The sequence below is a fragment of the Actinomyces sp. MRS3W genome (assembly GCF_032465695.1).
GTDB lineage: Bacteria > Actinomycetota > Actinomycetes > Actinomycetales > Actinomycetaceae > Actinomyces.
Map to the genome: position 1 here is coordinate 1 of NZ_JAWDJJ010000070.1, position 18,339 is coordinate 18,339.

16 protein-coding genes, 2 tRNA genes and 1 pseudogene are annotated in these 18,339 nt (G+C 68.5%); 16 read left to right on the forward strand and 3 right to left on the reverse strand.

Annotated elements, in window-relative coordinates; genetic code table 11:
* A partial coding sequence (locus RWX45_RS01980) for an alpha-amylase family glycosyl hydrolase (RefSeq protein ID WP_316022114.1) occupies nucleotides 1–339 on the reverse strand: 339 nt, incomplete at its 3' end.
* Entirely contained in the window at nucleotides 336–2,591 is a 2,256-nt protein-coding gene (gene glgX, locus RWX45_RS01985; protein WP_316022115.1) for a glycogen debranching protein GlgX, read from the reverse strand. The genes RWX45_RS01980 and glgX, both read right to left, overlap by 4 nt.
* Before the next feature lie 207 nt (nucleotides 2,592–2,798).
* Between glgX and RWX45_RS01990 the strand changes: the two genes are divergently transcribed.
* The 12 genes from RWX45_RS01990 to RWX45_RS02045 all read left to right on the forward strand — a co-directional run bounded on the left by RWX45_RS01990 (nucleotide 2,799) and on the right by RWX45_RS02045 (nucleotide 13,557).
* A tRNA-Gly gene (locus RWX45_RS01990) sits at nucleotides 2,799–2,871 on the forward strand.
* A gap of 1 nt (nucleotide 2,872) precedes the next feature.
* Nucleotides 2,873–2,947 (forward strand) — tRNA-Val (locus RWX45_RS01995).
* Nucleotides 2,948–2,968: 21 nt separating this feature from the next.
* On the forward strand, nucleotides 2,969–4,231 hold the full coding sequence (locus RWX45_RS02000) for a carboxylate--amine ligase (protein WP_316022116.1): 1,263 nt from the start codon (nucleotides 2,969–2,971) through the stop codon (nucleotides 4,229–4,231).
* Between the two features lie 99 nt (nucleotides 4,232–4,330).
* Entirely contained in the window at nucleotides 4,331–5,389 is a 1,059-nt protein-coding gene (locus tag RWX45_RS02005; RefSeq protein ID WP_316022117.1) for a lipid II:glycine glycyltransferase FemX, read from the forward strand.
* A gap of 96 nt (nucleotides 5,390–5,485) precedes the next feature.
* Nucleotides 5,486–7,537, forward strand: a complete 2,052-nt coding sequence (gene thrS / locus RWX45_RS02010) for a threonine--tRNA ligase (RefSeq protein ID WP_316022118.1) — start codon at nucleotides 5,486–5,488, stop codon at nucleotides 7,535–7,537.
* Nucleotides 7,530–8,153 carry an HIT domain-containing protein gene (locus RWX45_RS02015; RefSeq protein WP_316022119.1) on the forward strand — a complete coding sequence of 208 codons (624 nt, stop codon included), beginning with the start codon at nucleotides 7,530–7,532 and terminating at the stop codon, nucleotides 8,151–8,153. The genes thrS and RWX45_RS02015 overlap by 8 nt, the downstream gene beginning before the upstream one ends.
* A 45-nt stretch (nucleotides 8,154–8,198) precedes the next feature.
* A complete protein-coding gene (gene pgsA / locus RWX45_RS02020) occupies nucleotides 8,199–8,840 on the forward strand; it encodes a phosphatidylinositol phosphate synthase (protein WP_316022120.1) in 642 nt (213 codons plus the stop codon).
* Nucleotides 8,837–9,847 carry a phosphatidylinositol mannoside acyltransferase gene (locus RWX45_RS02025; RefSeq protein WP_316022121.1) on the forward strand — a complete coding sequence of 337 codons (1,011 nt, stop codon included), beginning with the start codon at nucleotides 8,837–8,839 and terminating at the stop codon, nucleotides 9,845–9,847. Before pgsA ends, RWX45_RS02025 begins: the two co-directional genes overlap by 4 nt.
* Entirely contained in the window at nucleotides 9,844–11,028 is a 1,185-nt protein-coding gene (locus RWX45_RS02030) for a glycosyltransferase family 4 protein (RefSeq protein ID WP_316022122.1), read from the forward strand. Before RWX45_RS02025 ends, RWX45_RS02030 begins: the two co-directional genes overlap by 4 nt.
* Nucleotides 11,029–11,046: 18 nt before the next feature.
* Entirely contained in the window at nucleotides 11,047–11,733 is a 687-nt protein-coding gene (locus RWX45_RS02035) for a hypothetical protein (protein WP_316022123.1), read from the forward strand.
* 122 nt (nucleotides 11,734–11,855) lie between these two features.
* The gene (locus RWX45_RS02040) at nucleotides 11,856–12,929 is read left to right on the forward strand and encodes a PrsW family intramembrane metalloprotease (protein ID WP_316022124.1); all 1,074 of its coding nucleotides are present in this window, start codon (nucleotides 11,856–11,858) and stop codon (nucleotides 12,927–12,929) included.
* 7 nt (nucleotides 12,930–12,936) lie between these two features.
* Nucleotides 12,937–13,557 (forward strand): NUDIX hydrolase, encoded by a 621-nt coding sequence (locus RWX45_RS02045; RefSeq protein WP_316022125.1) that lies wholly within the window; start codon nucleotides 12,937–12,939, stop codon nucleotides 13,555–13,557.
* 424 nt (nucleotides 13,558–13,981) lie between these two features.
* Here the strand turns inward: RWX45_RS02045 and RWX45_RS02050 are convergent.
* Nucleotides 13,982–15,252: pseudogene (locus RWX45_RS02050) on the reverse strand (IS256 family transposase).
* Nucleotides 15,253–15,710: 458 nt separating this feature from the next.
* Between RWX45_RS02050 and RWX45_RS02055 the strand changes: the two are divergent.
* The 4 genes from RWX45_RS02055 to RWX45_RS02070 form a co-directional block, all read left to right on the forward strand.
* Nucleotides 15,711–16,475, forward strand: coding sequence for a YebC/PmpR family DNA-binding transcriptional regulator (locus RWX45_RS02055; protein WP_316022126.1), 765 nt, complete (start codon nucleotides 15,711–15,713; stop codon nucleotides 16,473–16,475).
* The gene (gene ruvC / locus RWX45_RS02060) at nucleotides 16,465–17,130 is read left to right on the forward strand and encodes a crossover junction endodeoxyribonuclease RuvC (RefSeq protein WP_316022127.1); all 666 of its coding nucleotides are present in this window, start codon (nucleotides 16,465–16,467) and stop codon (nucleotides 17,128–17,130) included. Before RWX45_RS02055 ends, ruvC begins: the two co-directional genes overlap by 11 nt.
* A gap of 125 nt (nucleotides 17,131–17,255) precedes the next feature.
* Nucleotides 17,256–17,867 carry a Holliday junction branch migration protein RuvA gene (gene ruvA / locus RWX45_RS02065; RefSeq protein ID WP_316022128.1) on the forward strand — a complete coding sequence of 204 codons (612 nt, stop codon included), beginning with the start codon at nucleotides 17,256–17,258 and terminating at the stop codon, nucleotides 17,865–17,867.
* Nucleotides 17,860–18,339, forward strand: a 480-nt coding sequence (locus tag RWX45_RS02070) for an AAA family ATPase (RefSeq protein ID WP_316022129.1), incomplete at its 3' end; no start/stop codon positions are given. The genes ruvA and RWX45_RS02070, both read left to right, overlap by 8 nt.

Below are 18,339 nucleotides of genomic sequence, written 5' to 3' on the forward strand. Positions count from 1 at the left end.
GTGCCACACGGGGGTGGGCACCGCCATGTGGTTGGGAACAATATCCACGACCACCCCCATGCCGGCCGCGTGGGCGTCGCGCGCCAGCCGCTCCAGGCCCTGCCGGCCGCCCATGGCTTCGGAAATATGGGTGTGGTCAACGACGTCGTAGCCATGCGTCGAACCCGGGCTCGCGGCCAGTACGGGGGAGAGGTACAGGTCGGTGACCCCCAACTCGCCCAGGTAGGGCAGCAGCGCGCGCACATCGTCGAAGGTGAGTGACTCGCCCAGCTGCAGCCGGTAGGTGGTCACCGGGGTGCGTCGGCCGGGGGCCGGCAGGTGGCGGTTGGTGGCGGTCATGCGTGCCCACCCGTCTGGGTCGTGTCGGCGTCGGGAATGGAGATGAGGAAGAGCATGGAGTGCGCCTCGACGGTCACCTGCTGCCCGGCCTCGCTCTCTTCACCGGAGCCGGTCGCCACCTCCTCGGGCCGCGGCGCGGCGGTCGGGGCGGTATCCAGCACGGTGCGCCAGCGGGGGCTGTGGCCCGGTCCGGGCAGGGTGAAGACAATGTCCTCACCGCTGGCGTTGAACAGCGCCAGGAAGGAGTCGTCGGTAATGCGCTGCCCGCGTTCGTCGGGTTCGTGAATGGCGTCGCCGTTGAGGAAGACGGCCATGGCGCGGGCGTACCAGGTGTCCCAGTCCTCGTCGGTCATGCGGGCGCCGGAGGGGCTGAGCCACTCGATCTCGCCAAGCTCGGACTCGCCGCCGTGCCCGGCCGCACCGGTGAAGAAACGGCGTCGGCGCAGCACCGGATGCTCCCGGCGCAGGCGGATCATGTTGCGGGTGAATTCCAGCAGGTCCTCTTGCTCATCGGTCAGGTCCCAGTTGACCCAGGTGGTCTCGTTGTCCTGGCAGTAGCCGTTGTTATTACCTCTCTGGGTGCGGCCCATCTCATCGCCGTGGCACAGCATGGGCACGCCCTGGCTGAACATCATGGTGGCGATGAAGTTGCGCACCTGCCGGCCGCGCAGCGCCAGCACGTCGGGGTCGTCCGTGGGGCCCTCGGCGCCGCAGTTCCACGAACGGTTGTCGGAGGCTCCGTCGGCGTTGTTCTCCCCGTTGGCCTCGTTGTGCTTGTCGTTGTAGGAAACCAGGTCGTGGAGGGTGAAGCCGTCGTGGGCGGTGACGAAGTTGATGCTCGATACAGGCGTGCGGCCGGCGCGCTGGTAGAGGTCTGAGGAACCGGTGATGCGGGCGGCGAACTCGCCCAACGTGGAGGGCTCGCCCCGCCAGAAGTCGCGCACCGTATCCCGGTACTTGCCGTTCCACTCGCTCCACAGCGCCGGGAACTCGCCGACGTTGTAGCCGCCCTCGCCCACATCCCAGGGTTCGGCGATGAGCTTGAGCCGGGACAGGATCGGGTCCTGGTGGATGATGTCGAAGAACGCGCTGAGCTTGTCGACCTCGTGGAACTGGCGTGCCAGCGTGGAGGCCAGGTCGAAGCGGAATCCGTCCACATGCATCTCCACCGCCCAGTAGCGCAGCGAGTCCATAATCAACTGCAGCACCGCGGGGGAGCGCATGAGCAGGGAGTTGCCGGTCCCGGTGGTGTCGAAGTAGTGCGCCTGATCGCCGTCGACGAGCCGGTAGTAGGCGGCGTTGTCAATGCCGCGGAAGGACAGCGTGGGGCCCAGGTGATTGCCCTCGGCGGTGTGGTTGTAGACGACGTCGAGGAGGACCTCAATGTCGGCCTCATGAAAGGCCTTGACCATAGCCTTGAACTCCTGCACCTGCTGCCCATCGGAGCCGTGGGCGGCGTAGGCATTGTGCGGGGCGAAGTAGCCGATGGTGTTGTAGCCCCAGTAGTTCGACAGCCCCTTCTCCTGCAGGTGGGAGTCATTGACGAACTGGTGCACTGGCATGAGCTCGATCGCGGTGATCCCCAGGTCTTTGAGGTGCTCAATGACGGCGGGCTCGGCCAGGCCGGCGTAGGTGCCGCGCAGGTGCTCCGGGATACGCTGGTTGAGCTCGGTCATGCCCTTGACATGCGCCTCGTAGATGATGGTGTTGTGGTACTCGTGGCCGGGCGGCCGGTCCCGGCCCCAGTCGAAGAAGGGGGAGACCACCACCGAGCGCATGGTGTCGGGGGCGGAGTCCTCCTCGTTGCGGATCGAGGGGTCGGAGAAGTTGTAGGAGTACAGCCGCTGCGAGCCCGTCACCTCGCCGGAGATCGCCTTCGCGTAGGGATCCAGAAGCAGCTTGGAGGGATCGCAGCGGTGGCCGGCGGCAGGATCGTAGGGGCCGTGGACCCGGTAGCCGTAGTGCTGACCGGGCTGGACGGAGGGCAGGTATGCGTGCCACACATCCGCGTCCTCCTCCGTCAACGGTATGCGGGTCTCCTCGCCGTCGGCGTCGAACAGGCACAGATCCACGGCCTGTGCCACCGAGGAGTAGAGGGCGAAGTTGGTGCCGGACCCGTCGTAGTTGGCGCCCAGCGGGTAGGGCCGCCCCGGCCAGATCGCGCGCTCGGGCTGTTCTTCGGGCTGCGCTTCAAGCTGCCCTATCTGATCTGGTTGCGCCGGTTCTCCGGAAGTAGTGGCGGGACTGTGCATGAGGTAACTGTGCCACGGATTGCCACCTCAGCACGGCAAACCGGCTCCAGCGGCGCGGCCCGCCGCCACCGGCTCCTCGGCAGGCGCCTCACCGTGCGGCGGCGAAGCGGGAGTGATCGAGGTCATGACGGCACGGTGGTGGGAGGATTTGTCAGCCTCTCGCGCACTCTGCTAGGTTTCTCGCGTGCCTCCGATGGAGGGCAACACGCGGATGTGGCTCAGTTGGTAGAGCATCACCTTGCCAAGGTGAGGGTCGCGGGTTCGAGTCCCGTCATCCGCTCGGGCGATTGGCGCAGCGGGAGCGCGCTTCCCTGACACGGAAGAGGTCACTGGTTCGATCCCAGTATCGCCCACCAGCACCCCAGCAGGAGGTCCCTTTGCCCCGCTCGCAGCGTCATGTGCCCGCGCGGCCCGACCTGCTCCCGGTCGTCATCGGTGGAGACATCGGCGCCTACGCGCTAGCCCGCCAGCTCCATGACGCCACCGGGCAGCGGGTGAAGCTACTCTCGGCCAGTCCCATCGAGGCCATCGTCCTGTCGGCCTATATCGACGTCGTGCCGCGCAGCGCGGAGGACGAGGACGCGCTCGTGGCTACGTTGCGCGAGCTGGTACACGGGCGCAACGAGCGCAGCGCCATCGTCATGGCCAACCGGGACTCGGTGGCCCGCACGCTGGCAACCCGCCGCGATGAGCTCGAACCGGAATACGTGGTGCCCTTCCCATCGGTGGAGGCCATGGATCACCTCAGCAACAAGGTGGCCTTCGCCGAGGCCTGCGCTGCGCTGGGTTTACGCACGCCCCGCCAGATGGTCATCAGCGGGGCCGATCTGGCTGCCGGTGACCCGGTGGTCGACATCCCCTTCCCGCTCGTCGGCAAGGCGGCGATCGGCTCGGATTGGGACTCGCTCAGCTTCCCGGGCAAGCGCAAGATCTACTTCCTGGACACGCCCCAGCAGCTCAGCGCCCTGTGGGAGGACCTACGGCGGGCCGGCTTCGACTCAACCTTCCTCATCCAGGAGCGCATCCCGGGAGACGACGACGCCATGCGGTCGGTGACCGCCTACGTTGCCTCCACCGGGGAGATCACGGTGATCGGCTCGGCCCGGGTTCTGCTCGAGGATCACACCCCCACACTCATCGGCAACCCGGTGGCCATGATCACCGAGCCCTACCCGGAGCTGTGGGCGGCCGCCGAACGACTCCTAGCCTCGGTGGGATATCGGGGCTTCGCCAACTTCGACGTCAAAATCGATCCGCGTGATGGGCAGGCCGTCTTCTTCGAGGTCAACCCTCGCATTGGCCGGAACTCCTTCTACATGAGCGCCGCCGGAGTCAACCCGCTGGTCCCCATGATCTCCGACCTCGTGGACGGCAGGCCCGGGCCGCGGCGCGAGGCGCGCCGGGAGGTGCTCTACAGCCTGCTGCCGCGCCACCTGGTCCTCCACCAGTTGGACGATCCGCAGCTGCGCCGACGGGTGCTGCGGCTGTCCGTGACCGCGGTTGACCCGCTCCTGGATCCCGCCGAGCACTCCGTGCGCCGCCGCCTCATCGTGCTGGCGCAGAAGCTCAACCACGACCGCAAGTTCCACCGCTACCACCCCAAGCCGCTGCTGCGTCGGGCCGCCCGCACGCGTCAGTGAGCTGCGCCCCTCGGACCCCGCCGCGAGGAGGAACCGGGAGCAGCAATTATCCTGCTGCAGGATGAGGCGGAGTCCCTGAGCGCCACCTATGGTTATGCTGTGACAACCTACCCGCGGTCAGGGGTCAGCAGCGACACCGCCCAGGCGGCGCTACGTTCGCTTACGGCCCGCGAGATGCGCCTCGCTATCGGAAACACTCCGGCTCCGCTGGAACAGCTCGAGCCCTGGGAGGCCTTCGAACGCACACAGGGACGGACGCTGTTCGGCCGGTACGCCTACATCGTTGATGGCAAACCTGTAGCCGTTATCGCCCTGTACCGCTACCAGGTGGCCGGGTTCACCTTCCTGTGGGCCAAGCACGGACCGGTGTGGTTGAAAGAACAGACCCCACAGCGCGAACGCGAACTGCGCCGCCTGCTGGTGCGCGAAGTCAGGCGCCGCGACAATCGGGTGGTCTTCCTCAGGCTGCACGCCCGCTTTCGGGCGCCGGATACCCGTGAGCTCATGTCGTCGATCACCTACGATCGCACCTTCGTCATTGATCTGCGCCCCGGCGACCCCGAGGCAATCCGCGCAGCCATGCCCAAGGACGGGCGGCGGGGCGTGCGCCGAGCGGAACGCGTGGCCCGCGAAGCCGGCTGCCAACTCGCCGAGGAAACCGGGCTGGACCGGGCACAGTTCGAGGATCTCTACGCGGTCCTCGTCGCCACCGCCAAGCGCGACGGCTTCCGCCCCCACCCTTCCCAGACCTACTGGGACATGCTCACGTCGCTGGGCCCGAGTCACGCGCGCGTGTTCGTGCTGCGACGCGACGGGGTGCCCCACTGCTGGGACATCGTCACCGTCTCCGGCAAACAGGCGACGGCCTACTACGGCGCCTCCTCCAACGAGTCCCGCACTTTCCGCGGGGCCGAGGCGCTCGACTGGTTCGTGGCATGCCAGCTCGCCGCCGAGGGAATGACCGGCTTGGACCTCATGGGGGCGGAGTCCTCCCGCGTGCCCGAGCTGTACACCGTGGGCCGGTACAAGCGGCGCTTCGCCAGTCACCCCACCGAGGTTGACGGCGCCTGGGATATCCCCGTGCACCCGCTCGTCTACCGCACGCTGGTGCAGGCGCGCCGGGCCCGGCACCTGGTGCGTGACCGGCTCGGCATGTAGCCCCGGAGCCGTTGCCGCCCAGGTACTGGTTATGATTCCGTGCCAGGCGCGCGCACTACTACCGCGCGGGCCGTCACCGATTCGCAGGAGAGCCCCGTGTCCACCCAGTCCAGTATCGACATCATCCTCAACGGCGCACCACGCAGCCTCGAGGCGGGCACGACGGGTACGGCGCTGTTCGCCGACCAGATCAAGTCCGACCGCGTCGTCGCCATGCGCGTGAACGGCGAGCCGTGGGACTTGGAACGCCAACTGCCGGCCGGAGCGCAGGTGGAGCCGATCACGCTGGACAGCGAGGACGGGCTCAACATCCTGCGGCATTCGGCCACCCACGTCATGGCGCAAGCCGTCCAGGAGCTCTTCCCCGAGGTCAACCTCGGCATCGGCCCCTTCATCACCGATGGCTTCTACTACGACTTCGGCGCCATTGACCCGGTCACTCCCGAGCTCATGCGCGAGATCGTCAAGCGCATGAAGCGCATCGTCAAGGAGAACCAGACCTTCCGCCGTCGGGACATCACCGAGGCCGAGGCGCGCGCCGAGCTGGCCGATCAGCCCTACAAGCTCGAGCTGGTCACCACCAAGGGCGCCGGCGCCGAGTCCGCCGCCGTCGAGGTCGGGGAGGGCGGGCTAACCATGTATGACAACGTCCGCCGCGACGGCACCGTCGCCTGGAGCGACCTGTGCCGCGGCCCGCACCTGCCTTCCACCCGGCTCATCGGCAACGGCTTCACCTTAACCAAGTCGTCGGCCGCCTACTGGAAGGGCGATCAGGCCAACGATCAGTTGCAGCGCATCTACGGCACCGCCTGGGCCTCCAAGGAAGACCTGGTCGCCTACCAGGAGCGCATCAAGGAGGCCGAGCGCCGGGACCACCGCCGGCTCGGCACCGAACTCGACCTGTTCTCCTTTCCCGAGGAGATCGGGCCGGGCCTGGTGGTCTTCCACCCCAAGGGCGGCATGCTGCGGCACATCATCGAGTCCTACGTGACCCAGCGGCACCTGGAAGCGGGATTCGACTTCGTCCACACTCCGGAGATCTCCAAGGGCGGCTTGTTCCACACCTCCGGACACCTGCCCTACTACGCGGACACCATGTTCCCGCCTATGAACGTTGATGAGGAGCGCGACGCCGACGGCCAGGTCACCAAGGCTGGTCAGGAGTACTACCTCAAGGCCATGAACTGCCCCATGCACAACTTGATCTTCCGCTCCCGCGGACGCTCCTACCGGGAGCTGCCGCTGCGGCTGTTCGAGATGGGTCGCGACTATCGCTACGAGAAGAGCGGCGTGGTGCACGGGCTCACCCGCATGCGAGGCTTCACCCAGGACGACTCCCACACCTACTGCACCCCCGAGCAGGCTGGCGCGGAGATCACCATGCTGCTCAACTTTTTCCTGGATATTCTGCGCGACTTCGGGCTCACGGACTTCTACCTGGAGCTGTCCACCCGTGATGAGGACGGCGCCAAGCGGGACAAGTTCATCGGCTCGGACGCCGACTGGGCCGCGGCCACCCGGGTACTGGAAGAGGCCTGCGCCGCGACCGGCCTGGAGCTGGTGCCCGATCCGGGCGGCGCCGCCTTCTACGGCCCCAAGGTCTCCGTGCAGGTCAAGGACGCCATCGGCCGCACCTGGCAGATGTCCACCGTGCAGTATGACTTCAACCAGCCCGAGCGCTTCGAGCTGGAGTACACCGCCGCCGACGGCAGCCGCCAGCGGCCGGTCATGATCCACTCGGCCAAGCTCGGCAGCGTGGAACGCTTCATCGGCGTGCTCACCGAGCACTACGCCGGCGCCTTCCCCGCTTGGCTCGCCCCGGTACAGGCCCGGCTCATCCCCGTGGCCGAGGCCTTCGACGGCTACGTCGACACCGTCGCCGCCCAGCTGCGCGCGCGCGGCGTGCGGGTCGAGGTGGACCACTCCGACGACCGCTTCGGCAAGAAGATCCGCAACGCCGCTAAGGACAAGATCCCCTTCACCCTCATCGCCGGCGGGGACGACGCCGACGCCGGGGCGGTTTCCTTCCGCTTCCGTGACGGCGCCCAGACCAACGGCGTGCCCGTGGCCGAAGCGGTCGCCCACATCACCGACGTTATCGCCCGGCGCGTCAACGACCCGGCGGGGGAGAAGCTCACCCATGACTGATTCGGCGCTACCCGATCCGCTCGGGGACGTGGAGGGCACCGTCGTCGACGGCGTGCGCATCCAGGCGCCCTTCCAGCACGCCGATGCGCCCGACCCCTTCGGTCGGCTCTGGACCCCGCACCGCATGGTCTACATCAACGGTCAGGACAAGCCCACCGATGCCTCGGCGTCCCAGTGCCCGTTCTGCTCCGCCCCGGAGCGCAGCGACACCGAAGCGCTCATCGTCCACCGTGGCGAGAACGCCTACGTGCTCATGAACCTCTACCCCTACAACACCGGTCACCTGCTCGTGTGCCCCTACCGACACATCTCGGACTGGACCGAGGCCACCGCCGCGGAACGTGCCGAAATCGGCCGGCTCACCGCCCGCTCCATGGAGGTGGTGCGCGCCGTATCGCACCCGCACGGCTTCAACCTGGGAATGAACCAGGGGGAGGTGGCCGGTGCGGGCATTGCCGCCCACCTGCACCAGCATGTGGTGCCGCGGTGGCGGGGGGACGCCAACTTCATGCCGATTATCGGCAAGACGAAGCCCGTTCCCCAGCTGCTCGGCCAGCAGCGCGACCTGCTCGCTGCCGCCTGGCTGGACGCGCCGATCGCGCTCGAGGCTGACTGACCCGCTGACACCGCAGATACTGCCGATAAAGCTGAGGACCACCGCATGCTTGGACAACACGGACGGGGCTTGACCAAGGCCTTGTTCACCCGACCGGCCCGGCTCATGGCGCGGGTCGGCATCACCCCCAATATGCTCACCGTCGCCGGAACCGTGCTCACGATCACCGTCGCCGTGCTCACCCTTCCGCAAGGCCGCTTCATTCTGGGCCCGATTCTGCTGGCGCTTGTGCTCGTGGGCGACTCCTTCGACGGCATCCTCGCCCGCCTGACCGGCACGAGCTCCGCCTTCGGCGCCTTCCTGGACTCCACCATGGACCGTCTGGCCGACGGCGCCATCTTCGGCTCCCTCGCCGTATGGGCGGCCCTCCATCTGGCCCCTGGCCCCTTGAGGACCTGGACCATCGCGATCGCGGTGGCCGCCGTCGTCCTGGCCGCTACGGTCCCCTACGCCAGGGCGCGTGCCGAGTCCGTCGGTGCCACCGCCGCAGTCGGGATCGCTGAGCGCACCGACCGACTCGTGGTCGCGGCAGTCGGGGTTCTCGCCGTCGGCCTGGGCGCGCCGGTCTGGGTGCTGACCCTGGCGCTCGCGCTCGTCGCCGTCGGCTCGCTGGTCACCGTCATCCAGCGGGTCGCGACGGTACGCGCCCAGCTGTCCCGCCCCGCCCAGCCGGAGGGACGTCGATGAGCATCGGAACCCAGGACCTGTACCGCTTCGCCTGGAAGCACGTGCACCGGCTGCCCAGTCGCCTCGGATACGGGCTGTCCGCACTGGGGGCCGACGCCGCCTGGGCCCTGCACCGCTTGCGCGGGGGAGACAAGGGGGTGGGGCAGCTGGAGAAGAATCTGGCACGGGTTCTGCCCGCCGAGACCACCGCCCGTGAGATTCGGCGCGCCTCCCGTGCCGGCATGCGCTCCTACATGCGCTACTTCTACGAGGCCTTCGCCCTGCCGGGAATGAGCCTGGAACAGATCCGGGCACGTGTGCGTCCCGACATCGACCCGCGCGCCCACACGGACCTCGACCGCGGCTCCATCGTCATCGCCCTGCCCCATATGGGCAACTGGGACCTCGCCGGCGCGTGGGCCAGCCAGGAACTGGCCCAGGTACTCACCGTCGCCGAACGGCTCGAACCCGCCGACCTGTTCGAGCAGTTCGTCACCTTCCGCGAGGGCCTCGGCATGCGCGTCATCGGGCAGGGCCGCGGCGAGAAGGTCTTCGACCGGCTCGTCGACGCCACCACGCAGGGCCATTACGTGGTGGCCCTGCTCGCCGACCGCGACCTGTCCAGCTCCGGCATCCGAACCGAGCTGTGCGGGTACCCGGCGCGTGCTGCCGCCGGTCCGGCGGCGCTGGCGGAACGTCTGGACCTGCCCCTGTACGTCGCTTCATTGCACTACGAGCGCCTGAATGGCGAACGTCGTCGCCGGGCCGGATCCCCCTGGGGCATCGTGCTCACCATCCAGCCGGTGGATGCGCCCGCGGGCCTGAGCGGACGGGAGAAGATCACCGCCTGGACCCGAGCCTGGACCGCCGCGGTCTCCCCATACCTGCGCGAGCACGCCTCCGACTGGCACATGCTTCAGGCGGTCTTCGAAGCTGACCTTGACCCCGAGCGCCTGGCCCGGCGACACGCCGCCGAGGCGGCCGCACCGCTGACGACGGGGGACAGCGAGCAGGAGCCGCAGCCATGAGAATCGGCTTGGTGTGTCCCTATTCGCTCGACGCTCACGGCGGTGTCCAGGTGCATGTCATGGACCTGGCCCGTGAGCTGCGCAGCCGCGGGCATGAGGCTGAGGTACTGGCTCCCGCCTCCGCGCACACCGAGCTACCGGATTGGGTCACCAGCGCCGGTGACGCCATCGCCATCCCCTACAACGGGTCGGTCGCGCGCCTCAACTTCGGCACCGCAGTCGCGCGCCGTGCACGCAAGTGGCTGGAGGCCGGCAACTTCGACCTGCTGCACATCCACGAACCCATCACTCCCAGCGTCGGCATGCTCACGCTTCAGGCCACCCAAGGGCCCGTCGTCGGCACCTTCCACGCCGCCATGGACCGCTCCTTGGCGCGAGAGCTGCTCTCCCCGGTGGCCGTGCCCCTCCTGGAAAAGCTCACCGCCCGCATCGCCGTCTCCGAAGAGGCGCGCCGCACCCTCATCCAGTATCACGGCGGCGACGCCGTGGTCATCCCCAATGGCGTATACGTGGCTCCCTTCGCCTCCGCCCCCAAGGATGATGCCCGCTACGTTGGGACGCCCGAGGCGCCCACCATCTCCTTCCTCGGCCGCCTGGACGAACCCCGCAAGGGGCTGCAGGTTCTGGCCCGGGCCATCCCGACGGTGCTGGAGACGATCCCCTCCGCTCGCTTCCTCATCGCCGGACGCGGCGAGGCCGAGGAACAGCGCGCGGCATTGGCGCCCTACGGCGACCGGGTCGTTTTCCTCGGCGGCATCTCCGACGCGGACAAGGCCGCCATGCTCGCCTCTTGCTCGTGTTACGTGGCGCCCCAGACCGGTGGGGAGTCCTTTGGCATCGTGCTGGTGGAGGCGATGGCCGCCGGGACGCATGTGATCGCCTCCGACCTGACCGCCTTCTCCGACGTGCTCGACGGCGGCGCCTACGGCGCCCTGTTCCGCACCGGCGACGGCGCCGACCTCGCCCGTGCCGTCATCGACACGCTCACCGATACGGCTGCCGCCGACGCCCGGCGTGCCAACGCGGCGACGGCGGTGGGCCGCTACGACTGGTCCGCCGTCACCGACGCGGTCCTGGACGTGTACGACATGGCCCTGTCTACCGCCCACACCCGCTTGCGCCCCGCCCCCGGCACACGTACCGTCATGGGTCGGCTGCGCGATGCGCTGGAAGACTACTGAGGGAGAGGACCGCCGCATATGCCTGTGCTTCCCCCGCCCCCGCATCCGCACGGTCCACTCGACTGGCTGGTCCCGGCCGTCGTCATTCTTGCCATCGCTCTCGTCATCCTCGCCGTCGCTTGGTCCCTATACGCCAAGGCGCTGCGGGTGGACCGGCTGCACCGGCAGGTGCTGGGTGCACGCGCTACGCTTGAGGCTCAGCTCGTCCACCGGGCACAGGCGGCCGCAGACCTGGCGGCTGCCGGAGTGCTCGACCCCGCCTCTGCGCTCATACTCTCGCGCGCCGCCTACGATGCGCTGGACGCCGACGGCCCACTCGTCGAAGACGGCCTGGACACCGACGCGCTGCGCCGGGACGCGCCCGTCGAGGACGAGGCCCGCAGCCGGTCCCGCATCGAATCCGACTTATCCCGGGTCATCCGCACCATTGTCAGCGCCCAGGCGCGGGAGTCCATCGCCGCCGATCCGGTGGGTCATGACATGCTGGAACGCCTCGACAAGTCCTCCTACCGACTGGTGCTGGCCCGCCGCTTCCACAACACGCATGTGGCCGAGGCTCAGCGCCTGCGCAGCCGCCTGGATGTACGTCTGCTGCACCTGGCGGGGCACGCACCCCTGCCACAGACCTTCGACATTGACGACGACATCACCGTACCGTCGGATGGTGGGCCGGCTGAGAGCGGAACGATGGAGGCCGGAACATGAGCGACCCGTACGGCCCCCGGAGCGGGTGGACGCCGCGCCCGGGTTATCAACGTTCCGGATACCCTCAGTACCCTCAGGTGCAGCCAACGCCTTCACCGCACGTGTCATGGACCCCCCAAGCCATGGTGCACCGGCGTCGCGGCGCCGTGGCCAGCACCGTGCTGGCCGTGGTGGGGGCGGCAGGACTGGTCCTCATGTTGTGGATCATCTACTCCTCGACCGCGGGGGCGGCCTCCGAACTGCTGGTCCCCATCCTGCTGGCGCTGGTGCCCCTGTCAATCGTCCTCGTCACCGTGCGTTGGATCGACCGCTGGGAGCCCGAGCCCCCCGGTATTCTCATCGCCGCCTTCCTCTGGGGTGCCGGCGTGGCCACCGTCATCTCGCTGGTGGTCAACACCTCCGCCTCCCTGCTGGTCTCCTCCGCTACCGGTTCGGTCACCGGCGGTGAGCTGGTCTCGGCGGTGGTGACCGCGCCGGTCATTGAGGAGAGCACCAAGGGTCTGGGCGTCCTCGTTATTTTCCTCATCTGGCGGCGCACCTTCAACGGTGCCGTCGATGGCATTGTGTACGCCTCCGTGGTTGCGGCGGGATTCGCCTTCGCCGAGAACATCCTGTACTTCGTCCAGTACTCCGATGCGCTGCTGGTCACCTTCCTCATGCGCGGCATCGCCTCTCCGTTCGCCCATGTCACCTTCACCGCCTGCACCGGCCTGGCGATTGGCGCGAGTGCACGCATGCGTTCGTCCCTGGCCTGGATGTGGATGACCCCGCTCGGACTCAGCTGTGCGATCGTCCTGCACGCCTTCTGGAACGGCATGCTGGCCAACGACCCGTCCCTGTACTTCTTCGTCGCCATCCCCTTTTTCATCGCCGCCATCGGTCTGGTGATCTGGCTGCGCTGGAGCGAACGCATGACCATGCGTCAGCGGCTCGCCGACTACCAGCGTGCTGGCTGGTTCTCACCCGCAGAGGTGACCATGATCACCACCGGTGCGGGCCGGTCTGCCGCACGGCGGTGGGCCAAGAGCCGCGGGCCGGTCGCAGCCCGCGCCATGGGGGATTTCCTGGAGGCGGCATCGGCGCTGGCTCAACTGCGCCAGCAGGCCATCGACGGTCACGCCGACGCCGACTTCGCCGCTCATGAAGCGTCGCTGCTCCAGACCCTGTCCGGGAGTCGTCATGCCTTCAGCAGGTGACCGTCATATGCCCCGGCGACCGGGAGCGCGGCTGGCCGAGGATGGCCGTGACCCCGAGCGGGTGCCGGAGAACTGGAACGAACTGCTCGACCCGGCCGAATGGCGCCTCAACGCCGAAGGGCTGCCCTTCCGCAGAGCGGCCCGCGTCATCGCGCTGCGGCGGGAGCCACGCCCCGCCATCCTGCTCGTCATCGGACACGACTTCGGCGATGCCTCCCACGTGTGGGCCTTCACCCCCGGCGGCGGGCTGCTGCCGGGCGAAACCCCGGTGCACGGGGCGCGGCGCGAACTGGCCGAGGAAACCGGCATCGGCCTGTCCGCCGCGGCCCTGACCGGACCGGTGGTGGAGCGACGTGCGCTATTCGTGTTCAACCGGGTCACGTGTCGCCAGGACGAGCTGTTCTACCTCGCCCACTTGGGCTCCGCTGATGTGGCAATCGACCGTTCCGGGTGGACCGCAGCCGAGCAGGAGGTACTCGACTCCCTGCGCTGGTGGGAGCTGAACGAACTCGACGCCGCGGTCACGCAGGGCCTGACCATATATCCCCGGATCCTGCCGCGTCTGGCCCACGAGCTCATGGACGGCTGGGACGGTGCCGTGCGGCGCATTGACGAGGGCATCGCATAGTGTCACCGAAACCGGCACTTGTAACGTGCCGAAACCGGCACAAGTGACGTATCGAAACCGGTCGATATGACGAGGCGGGTGCTGCTGTGGCTCGACGCCCCCGGGGTCCGGGGCGTTGACGGCGTACGGCGTCGCCGACGTTCTCAATGCGGTGTGGCAGTCGCTCCAGGGGCCTGCCGCGGGAGCGCTTCCCGGGTGTGTTCCGGCAGGTGGAACTCGAATACGACCCTTGTGACCGGAGGCCTCGGTTCCGTGCGGGAGTTTTAGACCCAAAGGGTCGTATTCGATCGGGCTGGGTGAGGAGCTAGACGCATAGGGTCGTGCCAGATCCCAGGACGGGCAGCCCAGCCACCAACGCCTTGGTCGTCGGCACCCCGACCGGGCGGGCTCGCGCGGTCAAGTCTCTTGGTGTGGTGTAAATGTTCTAGGCGGTGATGGCCATGACGGGGTGGGCGGTTTCGGCTTGCTCGTGGAGGATGTGGGTGAGCTTGCGTAGTGAGGTCTCGGACAGGTAGCGGCGCTCCCCGTACTGCCATTCCTCGTGCTGTTCTTGGAGGACGGCGCCGACCAGGCGGGTGACGCTGTCGCGGTCGGGGAAGACCTGGACCACATCCGTGCGGCGCTTGATCTCCCGGTTGAGCCGCTCGATGGGGTTGCCCGTCCAGATCTTCTGCCAGTGCTCGCGGGGGAAGGCTGCGAAGGCGGCCTGCGTCCGGCTCGGCCTCAGCCAGCATTTCAGCAACTTCGGGGAACGAGGAGCGCAGGGAGGCGGCGGGCTGCTTGAAGGTGTCCGCCACGGCCGCGCGGGTGGTTTGGGCGAATATCGCCGGGGATCAGGGCGCCTGCGGGCTTGGAGTGTGCCGACCCCAGCTTGGAGGCGAGCGTTGCGGGCGAAATGGTTCCCGGCACCGCTGCCAGGACGCCCCGGGCCCGATCGCCTCGGGCCGCGGCCTTGATGCCCGAGTGGGCGTCACTGGTGACCAGCACCACCCCCTCGGGGTCCTGGACTGGTGGGCACTTTCAGGCCCCGCTGGCGCAGGGACCGCAGGAACGGTGGCCCAACAAGTCCGTCGTCTCCGCGTCGCCCAGGGCCATCCCCAGGATCTCCCGCCTGCCCTGCGCAGACACCCCGGTGGCGACCACCAGTGCTTGGGAGACCACCCGATGGTTGACCCGCACGTCCAGGTAGGTGGCGTCGACGAACAGGCAGTGGGGGAACCAAGTGTGGACCCCGGGGGCCAGGGGCAGGAACTCGCCCACGCCCTCATCAATGTCCTTGCAGACCCGGGACACCGTCGCCTTGGAAATACCGGACTCGTTGCCCAGGGCCTTAACGAGCTCGTCCACCTTCCTAGTGGATACTCCGACAGGTCCAGGCGGTGCAGATCACCGCATACAGTGCCTTGCCCCGCCCTCTTGCGGGGATTGAGCAGGGACGGGAAGAACGAGCCCTTCCGCAGCTTGGGGATGGCCAGGTCGACCTCCCCGGCGGTGGTCGCCAGCTTCTTAGGGCGGGTGCCGTTACGGCGTGTGCGTCGCGCCTGGGTGCGCTCGTAGCGGCCGGCACCGATCTTGGCGGTGGCCTCGGCGTCCACAAGGTCCTGCAACCCCGCCTGAAGCAGACGCCGGAAGACACCCGTCATGAGCCAGGTCGGGGTCCGCAAGGACTTCCTGGATCAGCGCGGGGCACGGCAGACTTGTTCTCGGGCATCGTGGGCGAACCTTCCTGGTGAATCTTGGTCGAGAATCTGGGCTCCCACGATGCCCCCTACCAGAGGAAACCCTCGCGGGAATTGCCACCACACTACGAGACGCACCCGCTCGCGCAGCACAACCCAACCCGCAGCGTCGACGCGCACCGGCCGCCGCCATATTGCTCGGTTCCGGCACGTCATTAGTGCCGGTTTCGGCACGTTACAAGTGCCGGTTTCGGCGTGTTATTTGTGCCGGTTTCGGTGAGGGGGAGCGGATGGCGGCGGGCGCTGCCCGGCGTCGACAACCATCCGGCGCCTTCACACCAACCCCAGCCAGAACGGGCCCCACACCCCTGTCGAATCCATCCACTAGAATGAGCGCGTATGCGAGTCCGCTCCGGCTACCGCTGATCGGCCGGACCGAGCGAGACGACTCCCACGAGACTGCAAGGAGAACACATGTCGGGTCACTCCAAGTGGGCCACCACCAAGCACAAGAAGGCCGCCATCGACGCCAAGCGCGGCAAGCTCTTCGCCCGCCTCATTAAGAACATCGAGGTGGCCACCCGCACCGGCGGCGGCGACCCCGCCGGCAACCCCACCCTGTTCGACGCCATCCAGAAGGCCAAGAAGAACTCCGTCCCCGCCGACAACATCACCCGCGCCGTCAAGCGCGGCAGTGGCGAGGAGGCCGGCGGCGCCGACTGGCAGACCATCATGTATGAGGGCTACGGCCCCGAGGGTGTTGCCTTCCTGGTGGAGTGCCTCACCGATAACCGCAACCGGGCCGCCTCCGACGTGCGCACGGCCTTCACCCGCACCGGCGGCAGCCTCGCCGACCCCGGCTCGGTGGCCTACAACTTCACCCGCAAGGGCGTCGTGGAGGTCGCCAAGGGTGACGGCATTGACGAGGACACCATCCTCATGGCCGTGCTCGACGCGGGCGCGGAAGAGGTCGTCGAGGGCGCCGAGTCCTTCGAGGTCATCTCCGAACCGGGTGACCTGGTCGCGGTGCGTACCGCCATCACCGAGGCCGGTATGGACTACGAGTCGGCCGAGTCCCAGTTCGTGGCCGGCACCACGGTCGCGGTCGATCTGGACGGCGCCCGTAAGGTCATGCGGCTCGTTGACGCCCTGGAGGACCTCGACGACGTGCAGAACGTGTTCACCTCGGTGGACATCACCCCCGAGGTGGCCGCCGGGCTCGAGGCGGATGACGAGTAAGCGCCCCTCCCGCCCCGAGGCAAACATCGCCGAGCAGCGGGTGCTGGGAATCGACCCCGGCATGACCCGCTGCGGCCTGGGGTGCGTCGACATCGACCCCCGCCGGCGCGTCAGGCTGGTGCAGGTCGGGGTGGTACGCACGCCCCCGTCGCAGAGCCCCGAGCTGCGCCTGCTGGCCATTGCCGAGGCGCTGGACGACTGGATCGCACGCCTGGCTCCGACCAGCCTCTCGGTGGAGCGGGTCTTCGCCCAGGACAACCTCCGCTCGGTCATCTCCGTGGCCCAGGTGATCGGCGTCGTCATGGTGGCCGGGGCCCGCGCCGGCCTGGAGGTCGCGCAGCACACGCCCAGCGAGGCCAAGGCGGCGGTCACTGGCTCCGGCACGGCCGGCAAGGCTCAGGTGCAGGCCATGGTGCAGCGCATCCTCGGGCTTGAGGCTCCGCCGCGCCCCGCCGACGCCGCCGACGCCCTCGCCCAGGCGATTTGTCATGGCTGGCGCGGCGGCGGAACCGGCATCGACGGCGGCACGGACATGGTCTCGGCGGGCGGTTCCATCCGCGCCAGCGCCCGCACCCCCGCCCAGCAGGCGTGGGCCGCCGCCCAGGCGCGCGCTCGCCGTACCGGTGCTGTTGACCCGCGCCGGTACGCGCGCTGATCCCGGCGCGCCGGAGGGGCGGGTGCCGTCCGGCACCCCTAGCCCTGCTAACCTCAGACAGTGTTTGAACAGGTGTTCGACGTCGGGCTCGCTCACCATCCACCACGCCACCCGCAAGGAACCGCATGATCTCCTCACTGCGCGGAGAAGTCCTCGAGGTCTCCCTCGCCAGCGCGACCATCGAGGTCGGCGGCGTCGGCATGACCTTCCAGGCCACGCCCGCCACCCTGTCCGCACTGCGCGTCGGCGAGGAGGGCTTCGTGCACACCGAGCTCATCGTGAGAGAGGACTCGCTGAGCCTGTTCGGGTTTGCCGACGCCGACGAACGCCACTGCTTCCGGGTGCTGCTCGGCGCGAAGGGAGTGGGCGCCAAGCTCGCCCTCGCGGTACTGGCCGTGCACACCCCTGACGCGCTGCGCCGCGCCGTCGCCAATGAGGATGTCGCCGCTCTCAAACGCGTCCCCGGTCTCGGACCCAAGGGAGCCCAACGGGTCATCATCGACATTGGTGACAAACTCGGCCCTCCCAGCGATGCGGCCCCCGCACCCGTCGTCGCGCCCACGGAGGAGCCCAACTCCGACGTCGTGGCCGCGCTGGTCCAGCTGGGCTGGAATGAGGCCACCGCCACCAGTGCCGTCGCCGCCGTCGAGGCGGAACATGCCGACGGGGCCGCGCTGGCTGTTCCCGAACTGCTGCGCGCCGCACTACGCCGGCTAGGAGGAGGTATCCGTGGCTGATTATCCCGCCCCCAGCAGCCCGGATGCGGCCGGCCGCATTGTGGGCGGCGGCGCCGATGAGACCGAGCGCGCCGCCGAGGCCGCCCTGCGGCCCAAGCGCCTGGAGGACTTCGTCGGTCAGCAGGTGGTGCGCGGCCAGCTCTCGGTCGTGCTGCGCGCCGCGCTGGCCCGCGGGAACGTGCCCGACCATGTGCTGTTGTCCGGCCCTCCCGGCCTGGGCAAAACCACCCTGGCCATGATTATTGCCAACGAGGTCGACGGCGTCCTACGCATCACCTCCGGCCCGGCCATCCAACACGCCGGCGACCTCGCCGCGATCCTGTCCTCCCTGGAGGAGGGCGACGTCCTCTTCATCGATGAAATCCACCGGCTGGCTCGTACGGCCGAGGAGATGCTCTACCTGGCCATGGAGGACTTCCGCGTCGACGTCGTCGTCGGCAAGGGCCCGGGCGCCACCTCCATACCCCTGACC